The organism is bacterium, from assembly GCA_030654305.1.
GTDB lineage: Bacteria > Krumholzibacteriota > Krumholzibacteriia > LZORAL124-64-63 > LZORAL124-64-63 > PNOJ01.
Map to the genome: position 1 here is coordinate 1 of JAURXS010000130.1, position 17512 is coordinate 17512.

Below are 17512 nucleotides of genomic sequence, written 5' to 3' on the forward strand. Positions count from 1 at the left end.
GCCGTCATCGATGAAGGCGAACTGGGGGGTCTCGTTCGTCACGCAAGGATCGAGATCCTCGAGCAGCGGCCAGACCTTGGCGAAGTTGCCGTAGCCCTGGGGCACGACGGTGAACCAGTTCGAACCCATGCCGGCTTCGAAGTTGTCGAACGTCTGCAGGACGCCACCGAAGTAGACGCTGATGTTGTCCAGCTGGCTGTGACCCTGGGTCGGGTACAGGCAGTCGCTGTCGGACCAGGCGCCGTCGGCGTCGGCCTGCCAGCGCAGGTGGACCTGGTTGGTGTTGACATAGTCGGCGGACGTCAGGGTGAACGACTCGTCGACGGGCTCGGCCACGGCGTTGCCGTTCCACACCGCCTGCTCCACCATACCCGCGGGGGTCTCGTAGCGCAGCGACAGGAAGTCGTAGCCGGGCTCGTTGTCGTAGCTGACGACCGCGGTCACGCGGACCAGCGTGTCGGCGAGCGGGTTGGCCACGGTGCCGACCCAGTCCAGGTACTCGAGGAAGCTGTTCGAGTAGCCTTTGAAGTCGCCGGTGCCGCAGTCGTTGGGGAAGGACTCACCGGCCCAGACCGCGTTGGTGCCGGTCGGGCTCTGGTAGGTGTTGACGTTCCAGCGGGAGTACGCGGGCGCGGTCAGGTCCATGCCCATCCAGCCTTCCGCGTCGGGAAGGTTGGGGTTGACGTTGTTCTGGAACTTGCCGTCGTTGCGGCCGGGGCCGCCAATCAGGTACACGGTGTCCTGCTTGGCCGTCGAGCCGCCGGACGTCAGCGCCGTGGTATTGGTGACGTCGACCAGGTTGTAGTCGGCGAAGCGCTGGGGACTGCCGACGGCGAAGGCGGAGCCAGCCGTCAAAAGCAGGGCCAAGCACACGAGAGTGAGTTTCCTCATACTTTCCCCCCATCGTTGAACGAGTCAACAAATGGTACAGGTGAAAGGCATTGCCCCCGAGTTCCCGAAGGAAGATCGAAGGCTCCAGCAGTGCAGGCAAAAGCTCTTCCAGTCACTGGCCTCAGGGGGCTTGCTGTGAAGGGGTCTTTTCCTCTGTGACCGTGACGGTTTGACTCGCGAATCAAGCAAGCGTGTCAAGTTAATTAGGGACTTACTTGGAGTGGAGTCGGGCGCAACGTCACGTCGGAAAAGGCTTTTGCCCTTGAGTCGCACGCGTGAGCATACCCAACCCCCCCCGGCAAGTCAATAGCATATGTCAAAAATAGAAGGAGCCCCCCGCGGGGCTCCCGGTCGGAAATCAGCCGGTTTCGGGTCAGGAAGTCGATTCCAGGGGGGCCACCTCGCTGAAATCGGCGAACTGGGCGAACAGGCCGTAGATCTCGCGCAGGAAGGCGTGCCGCAGTTCCCGCAGTTCGGCCTGATCGGCGTTGACCCGGACCGACTCGAAGAACCCGTCGATGGCCGGCCCCAGCCCGGAAAGCGCGCGGAAGACCCCGATGTAATCCCCCGCCTCCCGGTGCGCGAGCAGGCCGGGCACGGCCGCGGCCACGGCCGCGGCCAGGGCGGTTTCGGCCGGTTCGGGCAGACCCGCGAATCCCTGTCCCCCGGGGGTCGCGCCCCCGGCGAGCCACCGGTCCGCGCAGCCGGCCAGTTCCCCCGCCTCGAGGGTGCGGCCTTCCAGGATGTTGCGGCAGCGCTTGACGCCCTTGGCGAGCAGCAGGAAATCCGGCTGTTCCCGGAAGCCTTCGAGGGCGCGGGCCCAGGCGACCGCGTCGGTCGGGTCGTTCCCGTGCGCGGGCAGGACCGCCCGCACCGCCTCCTGGGAGACGCCCCCGGCGACCAGTTGCCCCTCCAGGCGCGTGCGGGCGAAAGCGAGGATCTCGCCGAGGGCCAGACCGCGGCGGGTCTCGTCGGCCAGCGTCGCGTAGCCGGCGAGGGCCTGAGCGACGGCGGCGGCGAGGTCCAGGCGCGCGGCGCGGTCGATCAGGATGCGCAGCACGGCCAGGGTGTGGCGCCGCAGCGCGTAGGGGTCCTTGGCGCCGGTCGGGACGAACCCGGCCAGCCAGCAGCCCGCCAGGGTGTCCAGGCGGTCGGCCGCGGCCAGCGCGGCGGCGGCCGCCCCGGCGGGCAGCCCGTCCGCGGCGGAGCGTGGGCGGTAGTATTCCTCGAGCAGCGAGCACACGGCGGGGGCCTCCCCCGCCGCCGCGGCGTAGCGCGCGCCGATGGTGCCCTCGAGCTTCGTGAACTCCTTGCCGTCGCGGATCATCTCGGTGACGAGGTCGAACTTGCAGATCCGCGCGGCGCGCAGCAGCTCCGGCGGCGGCGCGCCGCCGTCGCCCAGGCCCGCGGACCAGAGCAGCTCCACCAGGCGGCCCACGCGCCCGACCTTGTCCAGCACCGTGCCGTAGCCCTCGAGCCAGGTCACGTCCGCGAGCCGCGCGGTGTGCTGGTCGGGCGTGAGCTTCAGGTCGCAGCGCCAGTAGAACAGGGCGTCGTTGAGACGCGCGTTGAGCACCTTCTCGTTCCCCCGGATCACGTTGTCCAGGGCGGTTTCGTCGCCGTCGCGCACGGCGAAGAAGACCGGCAGCAGGCCGCCATCGCCTGCACGGCGTACCGCGAAGTAACGCTGGTGGGCCTTCAGCGCCGTGACGATGACTTCGTCCGGCAGGGCGAAGTAGGACTCCGGGACGGCGCCGAGGAAGGGCGTGGGGTGCTCCAGCAGGTCGGTGACCTCCTGCAGCAGCTCCTCGTCCTCGACGACCCGGCCGCCCGCCTCGCGCGCCAGACGCTCCCCGCCCTCGCGCACGATGCGGCGACGCTCGTCCTGGTCGGGCTCGACGCCGTGGTCCCGCATCGCCGCGAGGTACGCGCCGGGCGAGGCGATCTCGACCGGAGCGCCCGCGGCCAGGGTGCGGTGGCCGCGCGAGACGCGGCCCGCGCGCAGGCCGGCCATCTCCAGCGGCAGCACCTGCTCGCCGAGGAGGGCCACGAGCCACTGGATCGGCCGCGCGTATTCGAAGTCGGAGGTCCCCCAGTGCATCGTCTTGGGGAAGGGGATCGACGTCATCAGCCCCGGCAGCCGCTCGGCCAGCAGTTCCGCGGCCGGGCGGCCGGCCAGCGTCCGGCGCACGCCCAGGAACGCGCCGCCCTTGCCGTCGCCCATCTCCAGGCAGTCGTCGATCGCCACGCCGTTCTTGCGGGCGAAGCCCAGGGCGGCCGGGGTGGGCGAGCCGTCCGGGGCGCGGGCCGCCGACAGCGGCGGTCCCTTGACCTCGATCGTGCGGTCGGCCTGCTGCTCGGCGAGGGCCTCGACGAGCACGGCGAGGCGGCGGGGCGTGGCGAGCACCCGCAGGCCGCGGTGCTCCAGCGACAGCTCGGCGAGCAGGGCCGCGAAACCGGCCGCCACGTGCTGCCGCTCGACGGGCAGGAAGCGGGCCGGCAGTTCGTCGGTGCCGATCTCGAACAGGAACGGCAGCATCTTCGCACCGGTCATCGGGATCCCTCCTCGCGGCCCAGCAGGGGGAAGCCCATGGCCTCCCGCTTCTCCAGGTAGGCCTGCGCGACGCGGCGCGACAGCGCACGCACGCGCTTGATGTAGCCGGTCCGCTCGGTGACCGAGATGGCGCCCCGCGCCTCGAGCAGGTTGAACAGGTGGCTGCACTTGATCACCGCGTCGTACGCGGGGTAGACCAGGGCCGCCTCGACCAGGCGCGCCGCCTCGGCTTCGCGGTCGTCGAAGTGGCGCCGGTACATCTCGACGTCGGCGTGCTCGAAGTTGAAGGCGGAGAACTCCTGCTCGAACTGGCCCTGGACGTCGCCCCAGGAGAGGCCGCCGCCCCACAGCAGGTCCTTCACGTGCCCGACACCCTGGACGTACATCGCCAGGCGCAGCAGCCCGTAGGTCAGCTCGACCGACACCGGGTTCAGGCGCAGCCCGCCCACCTGCTGGAAGTAGGTGAACTGCGAGATCTCCATGCCGTCGATCCAGACCTCCCAGCCCAGGCCGCTGGCGCCGAGGGTCGGCGACTCCCAGTCGTCCTCCACGAAGCGGATGTCGTGCTCACGCGGCTCGATGCCGATGGCGCGCAGCGATTCCAGGTACAGGCCCTGCGAGTCCGCGGGGTTCGGCTTCAGGATGACCTGGTACTGCAGGAACTGCTGGACGCGGTTCGGATTCTCCAGGTAGCGGCCGTCCTTGGGCCGGCGGCTCGGCTCGACGTAGGCGACCTTCCAGGGCTCCGGTCCGAGGCAGCGCAGGAAGGTGGCCGGGTTGAAGGTCCCGGCCCCCACCTCGGAATTGTAGGGTTGGATGATGACGCAACCCTGGTCCATCCAGAATCTCTGGAGCCCGGCGATCATCTCCTGGTAGCTCAGCATGGTTCGTCGTCCTTTGCGGTCGCGGCCGCGGCGTCGGCGCTCCGCGCCGCGCGCAGCAGTTCCAGGCCCGCGGGCAGGCGGTACTCCGGCAGGTGATAGGTCAGGAAGCGGTGCAGCAGGATCCCCGTTTCGCGGGAGGTCCGCCGCGAGGACCGCTCCGGCGCCGCGCCGCTCAGCGACCGCAGGGCCGCCAGCGTCTCGGGCGCGAGCGGCCGGTCGTCCGCCCCGGCGCACGCGCCGCAGACCGCGCCGCCGGCGGCAGGGCTGAAACGGCAGCCGGGCGGTTCCAGCCCGCCGCCGCAGGCGGCGCAGGCCGCCAGTTCCGGCGCGATCCCCTGCAGCTCCAGCAGCGCCGTCTCGAAGGCGTAAAAAAGCGGGGCCTCGTCCCCCGCCGCGCCGGATGATAGCATCTCCAGGTAGCGGCGGCAAAGCCCAAACAGGCCCACCTCGCGCTCGCCGCTGGGGCGGCAGCGGTCGGCTAGTTCCAGCGCCGCGAGCGCGTAGGCGGTGCGTTCGAGGCTGTTGTCGTCCAGCAACGGGTCCAGCAGCAGGCTGCCGCCCTTGAGGTACTGCAGCTCGCGGTCGGGGCTCCAGCCGAACTCCACCTCGACGAGCCGGCCCGGCCCCACCAGGGGCTGCAGCCGGGAAAGCCCCTGGCGCGCCCCCTTGGCGATGACCCGCACGTAGCCCCGCGCCTCGGTCAGCAGCGAGGCGACCACGCTGGTCTCGCCGCTGGGCCAGGCCCTCAGCACCACGGCCCGGGAGTGGACGACGGGTTGCGGCAGGACCGGCAAGTCGCCCCCCGTCAGCGGATGAGGAGGGATGCCATCCCCAGATAGATCATCACGGCGATGAAGTCGTTCGACATGGTGATGAACGGCCCGGTGGCGATGGCCGGGTCGGCGCCGGCCCGGTAGAGCAGCAGCGGCATCGTGGTGCCGATCATCGCCGCGCTGAGGATCACGGTCATCATGGCGATGGTCAGCACGACCGCCACCTCCATGTCGCCGAGCAGCAGGCGCGCGGCGACCATCACGCAGGCCGAGATCAGGGTGCCCGTCAGCAGGGCGGTGCCCAGTTCGCGCATGAGGTAGCGGCCGATGCGGTAGATGCTGACCTCGCCGGTGGCCAGTCCGCGCACCACCACCGAGGAGGTCTGGATGCCGGTGTTGCCGCCCATGGCCATGATCGCCGGCAGGAAGAAGGTCAGCGCCACGGTGGTGGTGATGGTCGCCTGGTAGTGCCTCATGATCTGCATGGTCGCCATCTCGCCGGCCAGGGCGCCCAGCAGCCAGGGCAGGCGGGCGCGGGCGACGCGCACGGGCGAGGTCTCGCCCAGCTCCTCGCTGGTGCCGGCGAGCCGGGCGTAGTCCTCGGTGGCCTCCTCCTCCAGGACGTCGATGACGTCGTCGGCCTGGATCACGCCCACCAGCCGTCCCTCGGCGTCGACCACCGGCAGGGTGACGAGGTCGTGCGTCTGCACGTAGAGGGCCACGTCCTCCTGGTCGAGGTCCACCGAGACGCGCAGGGGGTCCCGTTCCATGATCGTGTCGACCGGCGTCGACCAGGGCTGCAGCAGCATCGTCACCAGCGGGATGCGGCCGGCGGGGCAGCCGTCGGCGTCGACCACGAACACGAAGTGCAGCCCCTCGCGGTCGTCCGCCTCGACGGCGCGCACGGCGTCGACCGCCTGCATGATCGTGGCGTCCTGCGGCACCGCGATGAATTCCTTGGCCATCAGGCCGCCGGCGGTGTCCGTCTCGTAGCGGAGCAGCTCGGCGACGTCCTGGCGCTCGGCCGGTTCCATCGCCGCGAGGATCTCGCGGGCCTGGTCGTCCTCCAACTCGCCGACGACGTCCGCCGCCTCGTTCGAGGGCATCTCCTCGATGAGGTCGGCGATGGCTTCGATGTCCAGCAGCTGCAGCAGGGCCGAAACGCTGTACTGGTCGATCTCGGACAGCACGTCGGCGACGAGGTCGGGCGGCAACAGCTGCAGCACGCGCGCGGTGTCGTCGACGCCGAGGTAGCGCAGGCTCTCCGACAGGTCGCCGGGCGAGAGGGCGGCGGCCGTGCGGCGCAGCTCCTCCGGATCTCCGTCGCGCAGCAGCCGCTCGAACAGCTCGGCGTACTGGTGCCACTGCTCCTCCAGCTTGCTGGCGTCGAGCAGGGTCTCCTCGCCCTCGGTCGCCTCGGCTCCGGGCTCGAGCGTGGGGTCGCTCATGGGGCGCCCTCTCCTTCCTCCGGACGGCCGGCGGCGGCGCGCACCATGACCTCGTCGATCACGCGGCCGCGCCCGGCGTCGAGCACCGCCCCGCCCGAGATGATCAGGCGGATGCCCTCCTCGACCGTCAGGGGCAGCAGCACGGTCTGCTCGCGCGGGATCAGCAGCAGGAAGCCCGTCGTCGGGTTGGGCGTGGTCGGCAGGAAGACGTGCACCAGGCCGCGCGCGGGGTCGTCCTGCGTGATGAAGCCCAGCGAGTACAGCCCGCGCCGCGGGTACTCGAAGGCGACCACCTTCTGGAAGGCCTGGCGGTTGTCGGCGAGCAGCACCTCGGAGACCTGCTTGACCGCCCCGAACACGCTCTTGATGACCGGGATGCGGGCGACCAGGCGGTCGATGGCGCCGAACATCGCCACGCCGATGAGGGTGCGGGTGACCAGGCCGATCAGCACCACGACGATCAGGCTGCCGACCACGCCCATCAGCGTGATCAGGAACGGCGCCAGGTGGTCGCGCAGGTACGGGAACCGTTCGAGCCCGGGCCGCAGGGCGCGGTCGACCAGCAGGTAGACCCGCCACAGGATCCAGCCGGTGATCGCCGCGGGCGCGATCGTCAGCAGCCCGGTCAGGAAGTACTGCTTCAGGCGCGAGGTCATGACGGCGTCTCTTTCGGCAGGCGGCCGGGCAACGGGGCCGTCGACACCAGGCGGACCTGCATGATGCGCCGGTCCTCGACCCTCTCGACCTCGACGTCGAGGCCGGCGACGGCCACGCGGTCGCCCTGCGCGGGCACCCGGCCCGCGGCCTCGTAGATCAGCCCCGCCAGGGTCTCGCTGCCCTCGCCCAGGGGCAGCTCGATCCCCAGCACGTCCTGCAGGTCCTCCAGGTTGATCTTGGGGTCGACGCGCAGCGAACGGTCGTCGAGCCAGGCGAAGAGCTGCTCCTGCTCGTCGAACTCGTCCTCGATCTCGCCCACGATCTCCTCGAGCACGTCCTCGAGCGTCACGATGCCGGCGGTGCCGCCGTACTCGTCGATCACCACCGCCATGTGGATGCGCTGGGAGCGGAACTCCGCCAGGACCTCGTCGAGCCGCTTGCTCTCGGGGACGAAGTAGGCCGGGCGCGCCAGATCGCCGACCCGGCGGTCGCCGTCGCGCATGCCGGCGCCGTCGACCAGCGGCAGCAGGTCCTTGGCGTAGAGCAGGCCCGTGACGTGGTCGACGCTGCCCTCGTAGAGGGGGATGCGCGAGTGCCGGCACTCCTCGATCGTGCGCACGGCCTCGCTCACCGGGCAGCCGGCGTCCAGGGCCACCATGTCGATGCGCGGGACCATGATCTCCCGCACCGCCGTCTCCCGGAAGTCGAAGATGCTCTGGATCATCTCGCGCTCGTCGTGCTCGAGGCTGACCCCGTCCTGCCGGTCGTCGATCAGGCTGCGGATCTCGCCGGCGCTCAGCTGGGAACCGGCGTCGGCGCCCGGCAGCGTGTCCTCGGGACGGGCGCCCATCCCCATCAGCAGCGACGTCCACGGCCGCAGCAGCCAGACCGCCGGCGCCATGACCCGCACCTGCACCCGCGCGGCCGCCACGCCGGCGCCCCGGGCCGACCAGCGGGCTGCGGCGGCGCCCAGGGACCACAGGCAGGCCACGACCAGCGCGACCGTCGCGTAGAAACGGACGCCGTCCAGGTCGGGCCACGCCGCGGCCGCCGCCCGGCCGGCCGCGAGGCAGCCGACGGCGGTCGCCGCCAGGTGCAGCGTGCCGGCGGTGGCGGCCAACCGCTGTGGCACTTCCAGGCTGCGCCGCAGGCCAGCCCCCAGCGACTCCGGAGCCAGCAGCCCGTTGCGGTAGAGGCCGACCACGCGCGAATAGGACGCGAGCAGCCCCACCATCAGCATGGCGAACGCGTAGGCGGCCGCGAAGACCAGCACCGCCGACAGCCCGCCTTCACCGGCCCCCATCGTCCGTCTCCTTCCCCGCCAGCGGGTGCGGCCAGCCGCGCCGGGCGAGCAGTTCCGTCTCCCGGGCCCGCATGGCCGCCGCCTCCGGCGGCGACTCGTGGTCCCAGCCCAAAAGGTGCAGGGCGCCGTGGACCGTCAGCAGCGCGAATTCCGCCGCGACGTCCCAGCCGTGGCGCTCGCAGCGCCGGCGCACGAATCCCGGCGCAATCACGATCGCGCCCGCGTCGCCCGGCTCCCCCGTCTCGCCGCCGCCGACGCCGTCCCACCACAGGTCGCACGCGGCGTGCCCCTCGCCGGCGCGCACGGCGGGGGGACCGTCGCCCCCGGCGACCAGGTTCCCGAAGGAGAGCACGTCGGTCGGTTCCGGCTTGCCGCGGTAGAGCCCGTTGAGCCGGGCCATCTCGGCGTCGTCGACCCAGACCTGCTCGGCGGTCCACCCGTCCAGGCCGACCGGCTCGGCCAGGGCCGCCAGCTCGCTCCGCGCCGCGGCGTCGGGCGCCCCGGCGTCCGTCGCCGATCCCGCGGCGAGCCGCATCACCGTCGTCAGCCTCATGTCCAGTCCCTGCCGTGGAGCGACTCGGCGCGCTCGCGCTGTCCCGGGTAGGGGATGCGGGCGTGGTGGATCCCCGCCAGCAGCGGCACGAAGGCCTCGCGCACCGCGGCGATGTCCTTGAGCGTCAGGCCGCAGTGGTCGAGCTCGCCGCAGAGCATGCGCTCGTCGGCCACCTGCTTGACGACCTCGCGGATGCGCCCCGGCGTGGGCTTGGCCAGCGCGCGCGTGGCGGCCTCCACGGCGTCGGCGAGCATCAGGATCGCCGTCTCGCGGCTGCGCGGCTTGGGGCCGGGGTAGCGGAAGTCGTCGACCTTCACCGTCTCGTTGCTCTCGTTCTGCAGGGCCTTGTGGTAGAAGAATTTCATCACGTGCGTGCCGTGGTGCTCGGGGATGAAGGCGACCACGGCCTCCGGCAGCCGCCACTGCCGCGCCAGCGCGATGCCGTCCTTCACGTGGGCGGCGACCACCAGGGCGCTGAGGCTCGGGCTCAGATCGTCGTGCTTGTTGGGGCCGCCCCCCTGGTTCTCGACGAAGTACTCGGGCTTGCTCAGCTTGCCGATGTCGTGGAACAGCGCGCCGACGCGCGTGAGCAGGGAGTTGGCGCCCACCGCGCGGGCCGCGTTCTCGGCCAGCTGCCCGACGACCTGGCTGTGGTGGAAGGTGCCCTGGGACTCCAGCGCCATCCGCTTGAGCAGGGGATGGTTGAGGTCCGACAGCTCGATCAGCGTCAGGTCGCTGCACACGCCGACCCGCGGCTCGACGATCGGCAGCAGGAACAGGCCCAGCGCCACCGACGCCACCGGCGAGAGGGCGGCCACCAGCGCCTCGTGCAGGAAGCCCACGGCCCGCTCCCCGCCGGCGGCGCGCTCGAGCCCGACCAGCAGCACCCCCGCCGCGGCGAGGATCGCGATCGCCTGGTAGAACTGGCCCCGCTGCCGGATGCGCCGCATGAAGGTCACCGCCAGCAGCCCCATCACCAGCCAGGCCACCGCCGCGGCCGCGCCGGCGGCCTCGTGGAAGCAGAGCAGCCCGACCACCAACAGGGTCATCGCGTAGCCCACGCGGTCGCGGAACAGCACCGTGGCCAGCATGCCGAGCAGCGTGATCGGCACCGCGAACGGCCCCAGCACGGGACGCGCCAGGCAGGCCGCGCCGGCGAACAGCACCGCGCCCAGCAGCAGGGTCGCGGTGACGAGCCGCCGCGGCTCGCGCAGCAGCTGCGGGAAGTGGAGCGCGGCGATCCAGCCGAACAGCAGCAGCAGCCCCAGCACCAGCGCCGAGCGCGCGGCCTGGCGCCAGAACCGCGACCCGCCGCCCGGCTCGCCCCGGGCCGTGAGGTGGGCCTGGAGGGCGTCGAGGTCGAGCGCGTCCTGCGCGGTCAGCCGCACGCCCTTCTCGACCACGCGCTCGCCCGCCAGGAACGAGCGCTCGACGGGCACGGCCTGGCGGGCGGCGAGCCGGTGCGCCCGCGTGTCCTCGTCGCTGTAGACGAGGTTGGGCAGCACCAGCGGGCGCAGCAGCAGCCCGCCCCAGGCGGCCGGTTCCGGTCCGAGGCCCGCGGCGGACAGGGCCTGTTGGAGACGCGCCGCCACGGCGTCCTGCGCGGTCAGCAGGGAGGCGTCGGCGACCGTCTCGCCGGCGGCGCCGACGATGCGCACCTGCCGGTAGGTGCCGGGCGGCAGGACGTCGACCACCCCGTCGTCCAGGACGCTGCGCAGCGCCGTCTCGGCCGCGGCGAAAAAGCCGTCCGGGTCCGGCATGGCCAGGGCCCGCGCCGCGTCCTGCGCGGCGAGTTCGGGGAAGAGCAGGCCCACGAGGTCCGCACGCTGCTCGAGCGAGAGCTCGGTCTGCCCGGCCCGCCTCACGATCGCGTCGCGCCAGGACGAGAGCCGGTCGAGCGCGCCGCGGCGCGGGCTCCCGAGCCGGCGCAGCACCGGCGGCTCCGCCATCATGGCCTGCATCTGTCGCATCTCGATGTCCTGGGCGAGCATCGGCGCGGAGAAGGGCACCGGCGCGAGGATGTCGCGGTCGGCGATCGCGCCGGCGTCGGGGAAGTCGGCGTCGATGCGCGGCACCACGGGCAGCAGTTCGGCCTGCAGCCACACCAGCATCGCCACCGTCGCCGCGGACCAGGCCCAGCGGCGCCAGCCGGAAACCGGCGTCCGTTGCAGGAGCCGGCGACCGCCCGCGGCCAGCGGGAAGGCGCGCCCTCCCTCGCGGGGCGCCCTCATCCAGCCCATGCCCGGCCATCTGGTCATGCCGCTCCCGTCACGTCGTCACTTCCGCTTCTCCGCGCCGCGCTCCTCGGCTTCGCGGAACGCCTCCACGATGCGCCGCACCAGCGGGTGGCGCACGACGTCCCGCTGGGTCAGCTCGACGAAGGCGATGCCCTCGGTGCCGGCCAGGATGTCGCGCACGCGCACCAGGCCGGAGTCCTTGCCCTGCGCCAGGTCGATCTGCGTGACGTCGCCCGTGATGACGGCCTTCGACTGGTGTCCCAGCCGGGTCAGGAACATCTTCATCTGGCCGAGCGTCGTGTTCTGGGCCTCGTCCAGGATGACGAAGGCCTGGTTGAGGGTGCGGCCGCGCATGTAGGCCAGCGGCGCGGCCTCGATCACCCCGCTGCTCATGTAGCGCTGGATGCGGCCCGGGCCCACCGTGTCCCCCAGCGCGTCGTGGAGCGGCCGCAGGTAGGGATCGATCTTCTCCTGCAGGTCGCCGGGCAGGAACCCCAGCTGCTCGCCGGCCTCGACCGCGGGCCGCACCAGGATGATGCGCTCGACCAGCCCGCGCTTGAGGTAGTCCATCGCCATGACCACGGCCAGGTAGGTCTTGCCGGTGCCGGCCGGCCCGATGGCGAAGACCACGTCGTGGGCGCGGATGGCCTCGACGTAGCCCTGCTGGCCCGCGGTCTTGACGCGGATGGCGCGGCGGTTCCCGGCCACCAGCAGGGTCTCGCCCACCGCCTCGGGCTCGCCGTCCTGCGGACGCAGGTGCTGCTCGAGCACGTAGTGGACGCTCACGGTGTCCAGGGCCTTCTCCCGCTCCAGCAGCTCGACCAGCCGGCAGACCACGCGCGCCATCGTCTCGGTCTCGGCGGGCTCGCCGCGCAGGACCAGGGCGTCCCCGCGCACCGAGATGCTGCCGCCGTAGTGCTCCTCCAGGACGCGCAGGTTGGCGTCGTGCCAGCCCAGCAGGGCGAACTGGTCGACGCCCGCGAGGTCGATCGCCGCCTCGCCGGGCGCGGTCGCGGTCAGCCTGCCGACGGCGCCGCTCACCCGCGCTCCTCTTCCGCCACGACCCGGATGTGCAGCTCGGCCAGCTGGGCGGGGCTGATGCCGCCCGGCGAATCGTCCAGGGGCGAGGAGGCCAGGTAGGTCTTCGGGAACGCGATCACATCGCGCAGCGACGAGCTGCCGGTCAGCAGCATCGCGATCCGGTCCAGGCCCAGGGCGATGCCGCCGTGGGGCGGCGCGCCGTACTCCAGGGCGTCCAGGAAGAAGCCGAACTTGTCGCGCGACTCCTGCTCGGTCATGCCGACCACGCGGAACACCGCCTCCTGGAGCGCGCGGCGGTGGATGCGGATGCTGCCCGAGCCCAGCTCGACCCCGTTGCAGACGAGGTCGTAGAGCTGCCCGTGGCAGGCGCCGGGATCGCTCTCGAGCAAGGGCTCGCTCGCGGCGTCCGGCATCGTGAACATGTGGTGGCAGGCCGCCCAGGCGCCGGTCTTCTCGTCCTGCTCGAACAGCGGGAAACTGCGCACCCAGGCGAAGGCCCAGGCGCCCTCGGGGATCCAACCCCGCTGCGCTCCCAGCTCCAGCCGCACGGCGCCCAGCGCCGCGCCGACGGTCGCCGCCGGGCCGGCGCCGAACAGGACCAGGTCGCCCTCGCGCAGCCCGAGCCGCTCGCGCAGCGCCGACTGGAACGGCGCCGACATGAACTTCGCGATCCCGCCGTCGAAGCCGTCGGCGGTCGCCTTCACGAAGGCCATCCCGCGGGCGCCGCGCTTGCGCGCGACCTCTTCGAGGTCGGTGATCTGTTTGCGGCTGTAACCGGCGCAACCTTCGGCGGCGAGGCAGCGCACGACGCCCCCCTCGGCGACGGCCGTCGCGAAGACGCCGAAGCCGCTGTCGGCCGCCAGGTCGCTCACGTCGCGGATCGGGCAACCGAAGCGCAGGTCGGGCTTGTCGGAACCGTAGAGGTCCATGGCCTCGGCGTAGGAGAGCCGCGGGAACGGCGTGGGCAGTTCGATGCCGGCGGCCTCGCGGAACAGGGTCGCCACCATCCCCTCCACGAGCGCGAAGATCTCCGGCTCGGTCACGAAGCTCATCTCGAGATCGATCTGGGTGTGCTCGGGCTGGCGGTCCTTGCGCAGGTCCTCGTCCCGCAGGCAGCGCGGCAGCTGGTAGTAGCGGTCCACGCCCGAGACCATCAGGATCTGCTTGTACAGCTGGGGCGACTGCGGCAGCGCGTAGAAGCGTCCCGGGTGGATGCGGCTGGGCACGACGTAGTCGCGCGCGCCCTCGGGCGTCGTCTTGATCAGCAGCGGCGTCTCGACCTCCAGGAAGTCGCGCTCCCCGAGGTAGCGGCGCACCGCCTGGGCGGCCCGGTGGCGCACCATCAGGTTGTTCATCATCTCGGGCCGGCGCAGATCGACGTAGCGGTACTTCAGGCGCAGCTCGTCCGCGGCCTGCGCCGCCTGGTCGAGCTGGAAGGGCAGCGGCTTGCAGGGGTTGAGCACCTCGATCCCCGTCGCCGCCACCTCGACCGCACCGGTGGCCATCGTCGCGTTGACCATGCCCTCGGGCCGCGGGCGGACGCGCCCGCTGACCGCGATCACCGATTCGAGCTTCACCAGACCGCTGCGCGCGGGCAGGTCGCCGTCCTCGAAGACCACCTGGACGGTGCCGTAGCGGTCCCGCAAGTCGATGAAGGTGACACCGCCCATGTCGCGGATCTTCGCGGCCCAGCCGGCGAGCCGGACGGTCTCCCCCACGCGCGCGGTGCCGATGTCGCAGCAGCGATGGGTCCGGATCAGTGTCGCGTCGCTCACAAGCCCAGCACCTCCCGCACCGCCGCGAGCAGGCCGTCGCCCGCCACCTCGCGCTGGTGCCCGTCGTTCAGGTCCTTCATCTGGAAGCCGCCGGCGGCGAGCTCCTCGTCGCCGGCGATCAGCACGAGCCGCGCCCCCCGCGAGTGGGCGCCCTTCATCTGGGCCTTGATCCCGCGACCGGTCGTGTCCACCTCGACGCGGCACACGCCGCGCAGGCGCTCGGCGTGGGCCAGGGCGTGGATCTGCGCCGGCTGGCCCAGGCAGGCCATGTAGACGTCCACCGGCGACTGGCGGCTGAGCTGCGGGTCGAACTCCTCGGGGTACAGGTGCCGCAGCGTGCGCTCGACGCCCAGCGAGAAGCCCACGGCCGGCGTCGGCGGCCCGCCGCACTGCTCGACCAGCCCGTCGTACCGCCCGCCGCCGCACAGCGCGCTCTGGCGCAGGTCCTGGCGCGCGGAGATCTCGAAGGTCGTGCGCGTGTAGTAGTCGAGCCCGCGGACCAGCGACGGGTCCTCCGTGACGGCCACGTCCATCGCGGCCAGCGACTCGCGCAGCGCGGCATGGTGGTCGCGGCAACCCTGGCACACCGCGTCGCTGATCGGCCGCGCGCCGCCGAGCAGCTCGCGGCAGGATTCGACCTTGCAGTCGAAGAGCCGCAGCGGGTTGACCTCGAGCCGCGTGCGGCAGGTTTCGCAGAAGCCCTCCGCGCGTTCGCGCGCCCAGGCCTGCAGTTCCGCCACGTAGGCGGGCCGGCATTCGCGGCAGCCGATGGTGTTGACCTGGACGGTCAAGCCCTCGGCGTCGACGGCCTCGAACAGCGCCATGGCGGCGCGGATCACCTCGGCGTCCAGGACCGGCGACGGCGAACCGATGGCCTCGACCCCCACCTGGTGGAACTGGCGGTAGCGTCCCGCCTGCGGCCGGTCGTAGCGGAACATCGGGCCGAGGTAGTAGAACTTCATGGTGCCCGGCTGGCGGGTCAGGCCGTTCTCCAGGTAGGCCCTGACGACCGACGCGGTCGCCTCCGGCCGCAGGGTGAGCGGCTCCCCGCCCTTGGTCTCGAAGGAATACATCTCCTTGTCGACGATGTCCGTCCCCGCCCCCACCGCGCGGGTGAACAGGTCGGTCGGCTCGATCAGCGGCGTGCGGATCTCGCCGAAGCCGTACCGCTCCAGCACCTCGCGCCAGCGCTCCTCGCACCAGCGCCAGCGCTCCATCTCCTCGAGCAGGACGTCCCGCGTGCCCCGGGGCCGCCTGTATTTGAGGTCCATGCTCCGCCTCCGCTCCTCGCTCCGGGCCTGCCGATCAGGCCTGCCGGTCAGGGCTGCCGACTGCGGCCGCCGACCACGATCATGACCTCCGCCGGCGACAGCGCCACCAGGCTGCACGACGCGGGCAGCCTCACTTCCGGCCGGACGGTGTGGGCGCCCGGGCCGAATCCCCCGGCGGCGACCGCCAGGGCGACGGCGTCGTCCGCCATGGTCGCCAGCGCGGCGGCCGGCCCGCGGACCTCGACGTTCGCCACGGGGGGGAAAACCTCGACGCGAAGTCCCCCGCTGTCAAGCCGGGGCACCAGCGGCACGCGTTCGAAGAGCCGCCGTCCCGCCTCGACCACGTCCGCCGTCACCCGCACCTCCCGCGGCGCGGTCCAGAGCTGCGGCCGGGGCGCGTGCACGGTCCGCATGATCTCGATCCGGCCCGTCGCGCGCCCGACCGCGACCGGGTCCGTGCGCGGCCTGCCCGCTCCCGGCAGGAAGCGGGACGGCCCCACCAGATGGACGGTGGCCGGAGAGGCGGTGGGAGGCGCGGCCAGCACGCGGTCGTGCGGCGCATCGGCCGCGACGGGGACCTCGACCGGGACGGCGACCGAATCGACCCGGTCCACGAAAAACTCGAGACGCACGGGGGCCGTCACCACGATGTCCACCAGTTCGCCGCGCCGGCCGTCCACCGCCACTTCCCGTTCGACCACGCTGCCGGGCGCCGCGTCGTCGAGATCGACGATCGCCTCGCCGAGGTCGCGGCCGAAGTACCGGTTCAGGAAGAAATTCAGCTTCGTGCCGCCGGCCCGGATCTTCACCGTCTCGGGCACGAGGTTGCCCGCGAGGGTGCAGCCGCGGGCCAGCCCGGTCACGCGCAGCGGCACCTCCAGCTCGCGGGTGACCTGTCGGTTGGCGGCGACCTGGATCCACAGCAGGATCGAGACGGCCAGGCAGCAGATTTTCAGCAGGTGCCGGTTCATGGCGGACGTCGCCTTTCGGGGATGCGGGAGCCGGGTCAGGGCAGCAGCAGCTTCTGGCCGACCAGCACCCGATCGGTCTTGAGCCGGTTGCGCTCCTTGATCGCCTTGATCGTCGTGCGGTGCCGCAGGGCCAGCGCCGAGAGCGAGTCACCCCGACGCACCACGTAACGGGTCTGCCAGTCGTCGGTCTTCGCGACGGCGGCCGGCGGCCGCTCGCCGCGCCAGGCGAGGATGCCGTCGCACAGGATCCGGGCCAGCTTGCGCCGCCCGTCGGCCGACGCGAGCAGCTCGCGATCGGACCGGTTCGAGAGGTACGCCACCTCGACCAGGACCGAGGGCATCGCCAGCGTGCGCAGCACCTGGAACCCCGCCTGCTTGACCTTCTTGGCCCCGACCACGCGCGACCGGCGGGCCTCCTGCAACAGGTGCTCGGCGAGCCGGTTCGACTGGGTCAGCACCTGGCTGAGCCGCAGGTCCATCAGGATGGTCAGCACCGCGTCGTCGTCGCGCTCCTGCGGCGCCAGACCCACCAGGTCCGCGGCGTTCTCCTTGTTCGCCAGCTCGCTCGCCTCGCGATCGGTCGCCTTCTGCTGCGAGAGGAGGTAGACCTCCATGCCGTTGATCGCGGCGTTGCGGTGCGTGTTCGCGTGGACCGAGACGAACAGGTCGCCGCCGGCCTCCTTGGCGATGCGCACGCGGTCGGCAAGGCTGACGAAGTAGTCGCCCTTGCGCGTCAGCACGGCGCGGTAGCCCTTGCGCTCGTCGATCAGCCGGGCCAGCTCCAGCGCGATCGCCAGCACCGCGTCCTTCTCGCGCAGCCCCTTGCGGATCGCGCCCGGATCCATGCCCCCGTGGCCGGCGTCGATCACGACGGTGATCGGCCGTGGAGCGGACGGTTCCCTCGCAGGGCGCCGCCCGTCGTCGGCCGGACCGGGCGCCGCCGGCTCCGGGTCAGGCGGCGGCGAGTCGGCAGGCAGGGAATCGCGCTGCGCGCCGGCCGCCGGTTCGGCGGGGGCCTCGGGCACCTTCACCCGGGCGGGCGCCGCCCCGGCCGCCCTGAAGACGTCGATGACGATGCGTTCGGGCCGGCCGTCGGCCGCCTTCAAGGCGAAGTGCCGGAACTTCAGGTCGCCGGCCAGATCCAGCACGATCTG

Annotated in this window: 14 protein-coding genes; all 14 read right to left on the reverse strand. The window is 72.1% G+C overall.

Annotated elements, in window-relative coordinates:
- Nucleotides 1-891, reverse strand: an 891-nt coding sequence (locus Q7W29_03450) for a hypothetical protein (protein ID MDO9170867.1), incomplete at its 3' end; no start/stop codon positions are given.
- 373 nt (nt 892-1264) lie between these two features.
- Nucleotides 1265-3445: a glycine--tRNA ligase subunit beta gene (glyS, locus tag Q7W29_03455; GenBank protein ID MDO9170868.1), complete on the reverse strand. Its 2181-nt coding sequence runs from the start codon at nt 3443-3445 to the stop codon at nt 1265-1267.
- Nucleotides 3442-4329 carry a glycine--tRNA ligase subunit alpha gene (locus Q7W29_03460; protein MDO9170869.1) on the reverse strand — a complete coding sequence of 296 codons (888 nt, stop codon included), beginning with the start codon at nt 4327-4329 and terminating at the stop codon, nt 3442-3444. The genes glyS and Q7W29_03460 overlap by 4 nt, the downstream gene beginning before the upstream one ends.
- Nucleotides 4323-5123: a DNA repair protein RecO gene (recO, locus tag Q7W29_03465; GenBank protein ID MDO9170870.1), complete on the reverse strand. Its 801-nt coding sequence runs from the start codon at nt 5121-5123 to the stop codon at nt 4323-4325. Before recO ends, Q7W29_03460 begins: the two co-directional genes overlap by 7 nt.
- 11 nt (nt 5124-5134) lie before the next feature.
- Nucleotides 5135-6550, reverse strand: coding sequence for a magnesium transporter (gene mgtE, locus Q7W29_03470; protein MDO9170871.1), 1416 nt, complete (start codon nt 6548-6550; stop codon nt 5135-5137).
- On the reverse strand, nt 6547-7206 hold the full coding sequence (locus tag Q7W29_03475) for a DUF502 domain-containing protein (GenBank protein MDO9170872.1): 660 nt from the start codon (nt 7204-7206) through the stop codon (nt 6547-6549). Before Q7W29_03475 ends, mgtE begins: the two co-directional genes overlap by 4 nt.
- Nucleotides 7203-8510 (reverse strand): hemolysin family protein, encoded by a 1308-nt coding sequence (locus tag Q7W29_03480; protein ID MDO9170873.1) that lies wholly within the window; start codon nt 8508-8510, stop codon nt 7203-7205. Before Q7W29_03480 ends, Q7W29_03475 begins: the two co-directional genes overlap by 4 nt.
- Nucleotides 8497-9063: an rRNA maturation RNase YbeY gene (ybeY, locus tag Q7W29_03485; GenBank protein MDO9170874.1), complete on the reverse strand. Its 567-nt coding sequence runs from the start codon at nt 9061-9063 to the stop codon at nt 8497-8499. The genes Q7W29_03480 and ybeY overlap by 14 nt, the downstream gene beginning before the upstream one ends.
- Entirely contained in the window at nt 9060-11321 is a 2262-nt protein-coding gene (locus tag Q7W29_03490) for an HDIG domain-containing protein (protein ID MDO9170875.1), read from the reverse strand. The genes ybeY and Q7W29_03490 overlap by 4 nt, the downstream gene beginning before the upstream one ends.
- 18 nt (nt 11322-11339) lie before the next feature.
- A complete protein-coding gene (locus Q7W29_03495; protein MDO9170876.1) occupies nt 11340-12341 on the reverse strand; it encodes a PhoH family protein in 1002 nt (333 codons plus the stop codon).
- Nucleotides 12338-14101 (reverse strand): aspartate--tRNA ligase, encoded by a 1764-nt coding sequence (gene aspS, locus Q7W29_03500; protein ID MDO9170877.1) that lies wholly within the window; start codon nt 14099-14101, stop codon nt 12338-12340. Before aspS ends, Q7W29_03495 begins: the two co-directional genes overlap by 4 nt.
- Before the next feature lie 11 nt (nt 14102-14112).
- On the reverse strand, nt 14113-15387 hold the full coding sequence (gene hisS / locus Q7W29_03505; protein MDO9170878.1) for a histidine--tRNA ligase: 1275 nt from the start codon (nt 15385-15387) through the stop codon (nt 14113-14115).
- 47 nt (nt 15388-15434) lie between these two features.
- The gene (locus Q7W29_03510) at nt 15435-16358 is read right to left on the reverse strand and encodes a hypothetical protein (protein ID MDO9170879.1); all 924 of its coding nucleotides are present in this window, start codon (nt 16356-16358) and stop codon (nt 15435-15437) included.
- 35 nt (nt 16359-16393) lie between these two features.
- Nucleotides 16394-17512: N-acetylmuramoyl-L-alanine amidase (locus tag Q7W29_03515; protein MDO9170880.1), on the reverse strand; the 1119-nt coding region annotated here is incomplete at its 5' end.

Excerpts from the sequence above, each read along its gene's own strand:
- Q7W29_03510 (MDO9170879.1), bottom strand. The coding sequence starts at position 16,358 with ATGAACCGGCACCTGCTGAAAATCTGCTGCCTGGCCGTCTCGATCCTG.
- hisS (MDO9170878.1), bottom strand. The coding sequence starts at position 15,387 with ATGGACCTCAAATACAGGCGGCCCCGGGGCACGCGGGACGTCCTGCTC.
- mgtE (MDO9170871.1), bottom strand. The coding sequence starts at position 6,550 with ATGAGCGACCCCACGCTCGAGCCCGGAGCCGAGGCGACCGAGGGCGAG.
- ybeY (MDO9170874.1), bottom strand. The coding sequence starts at position 9,063 with ATGAGGCTGACGACGGTGATGCGGCTCGCCGCGGGATCGGCGACGGAC.
- Q7W29_03480 (MDO9170873.1), bottom strand. The coding sequence starts at position 8,510 with ATGGGGGCCGGTGAAGGCGGGCTGTCGGCGGTGCTGGTCTTCGCGGCC.
- Q7W29_03490 (MDO9170875.1), bottom strand. The coding sequence starts at position 11,321 with ATGACCAGATGGCCGGGCATGGGCTGGATGAGGGCGCCCCGCGAGGGA.
- Q7W29_03475 (MDO9170872.1), bottom strand. The coding sequence starts at position 7,206 with ATGACCTCGCGCCTGAAGCAGTACTTCCTGACCGGGCTGCTGACGATC.
- Q7W29_03460 (MDO9170869.1), bottom strand. The coding sequence starts at position 4,329 with ATGCTGAGCTACCAGGAGATGATCGCCGGGCTCCAGAGATTCTGGATG.
- glyS (MDO9170868.1), bottom strand. The coding sequence starts at position 3,445 with ATGACCGGTGCGAAGATGCTGCCGTTCCTGTTCGAGATCGGCACCGAC.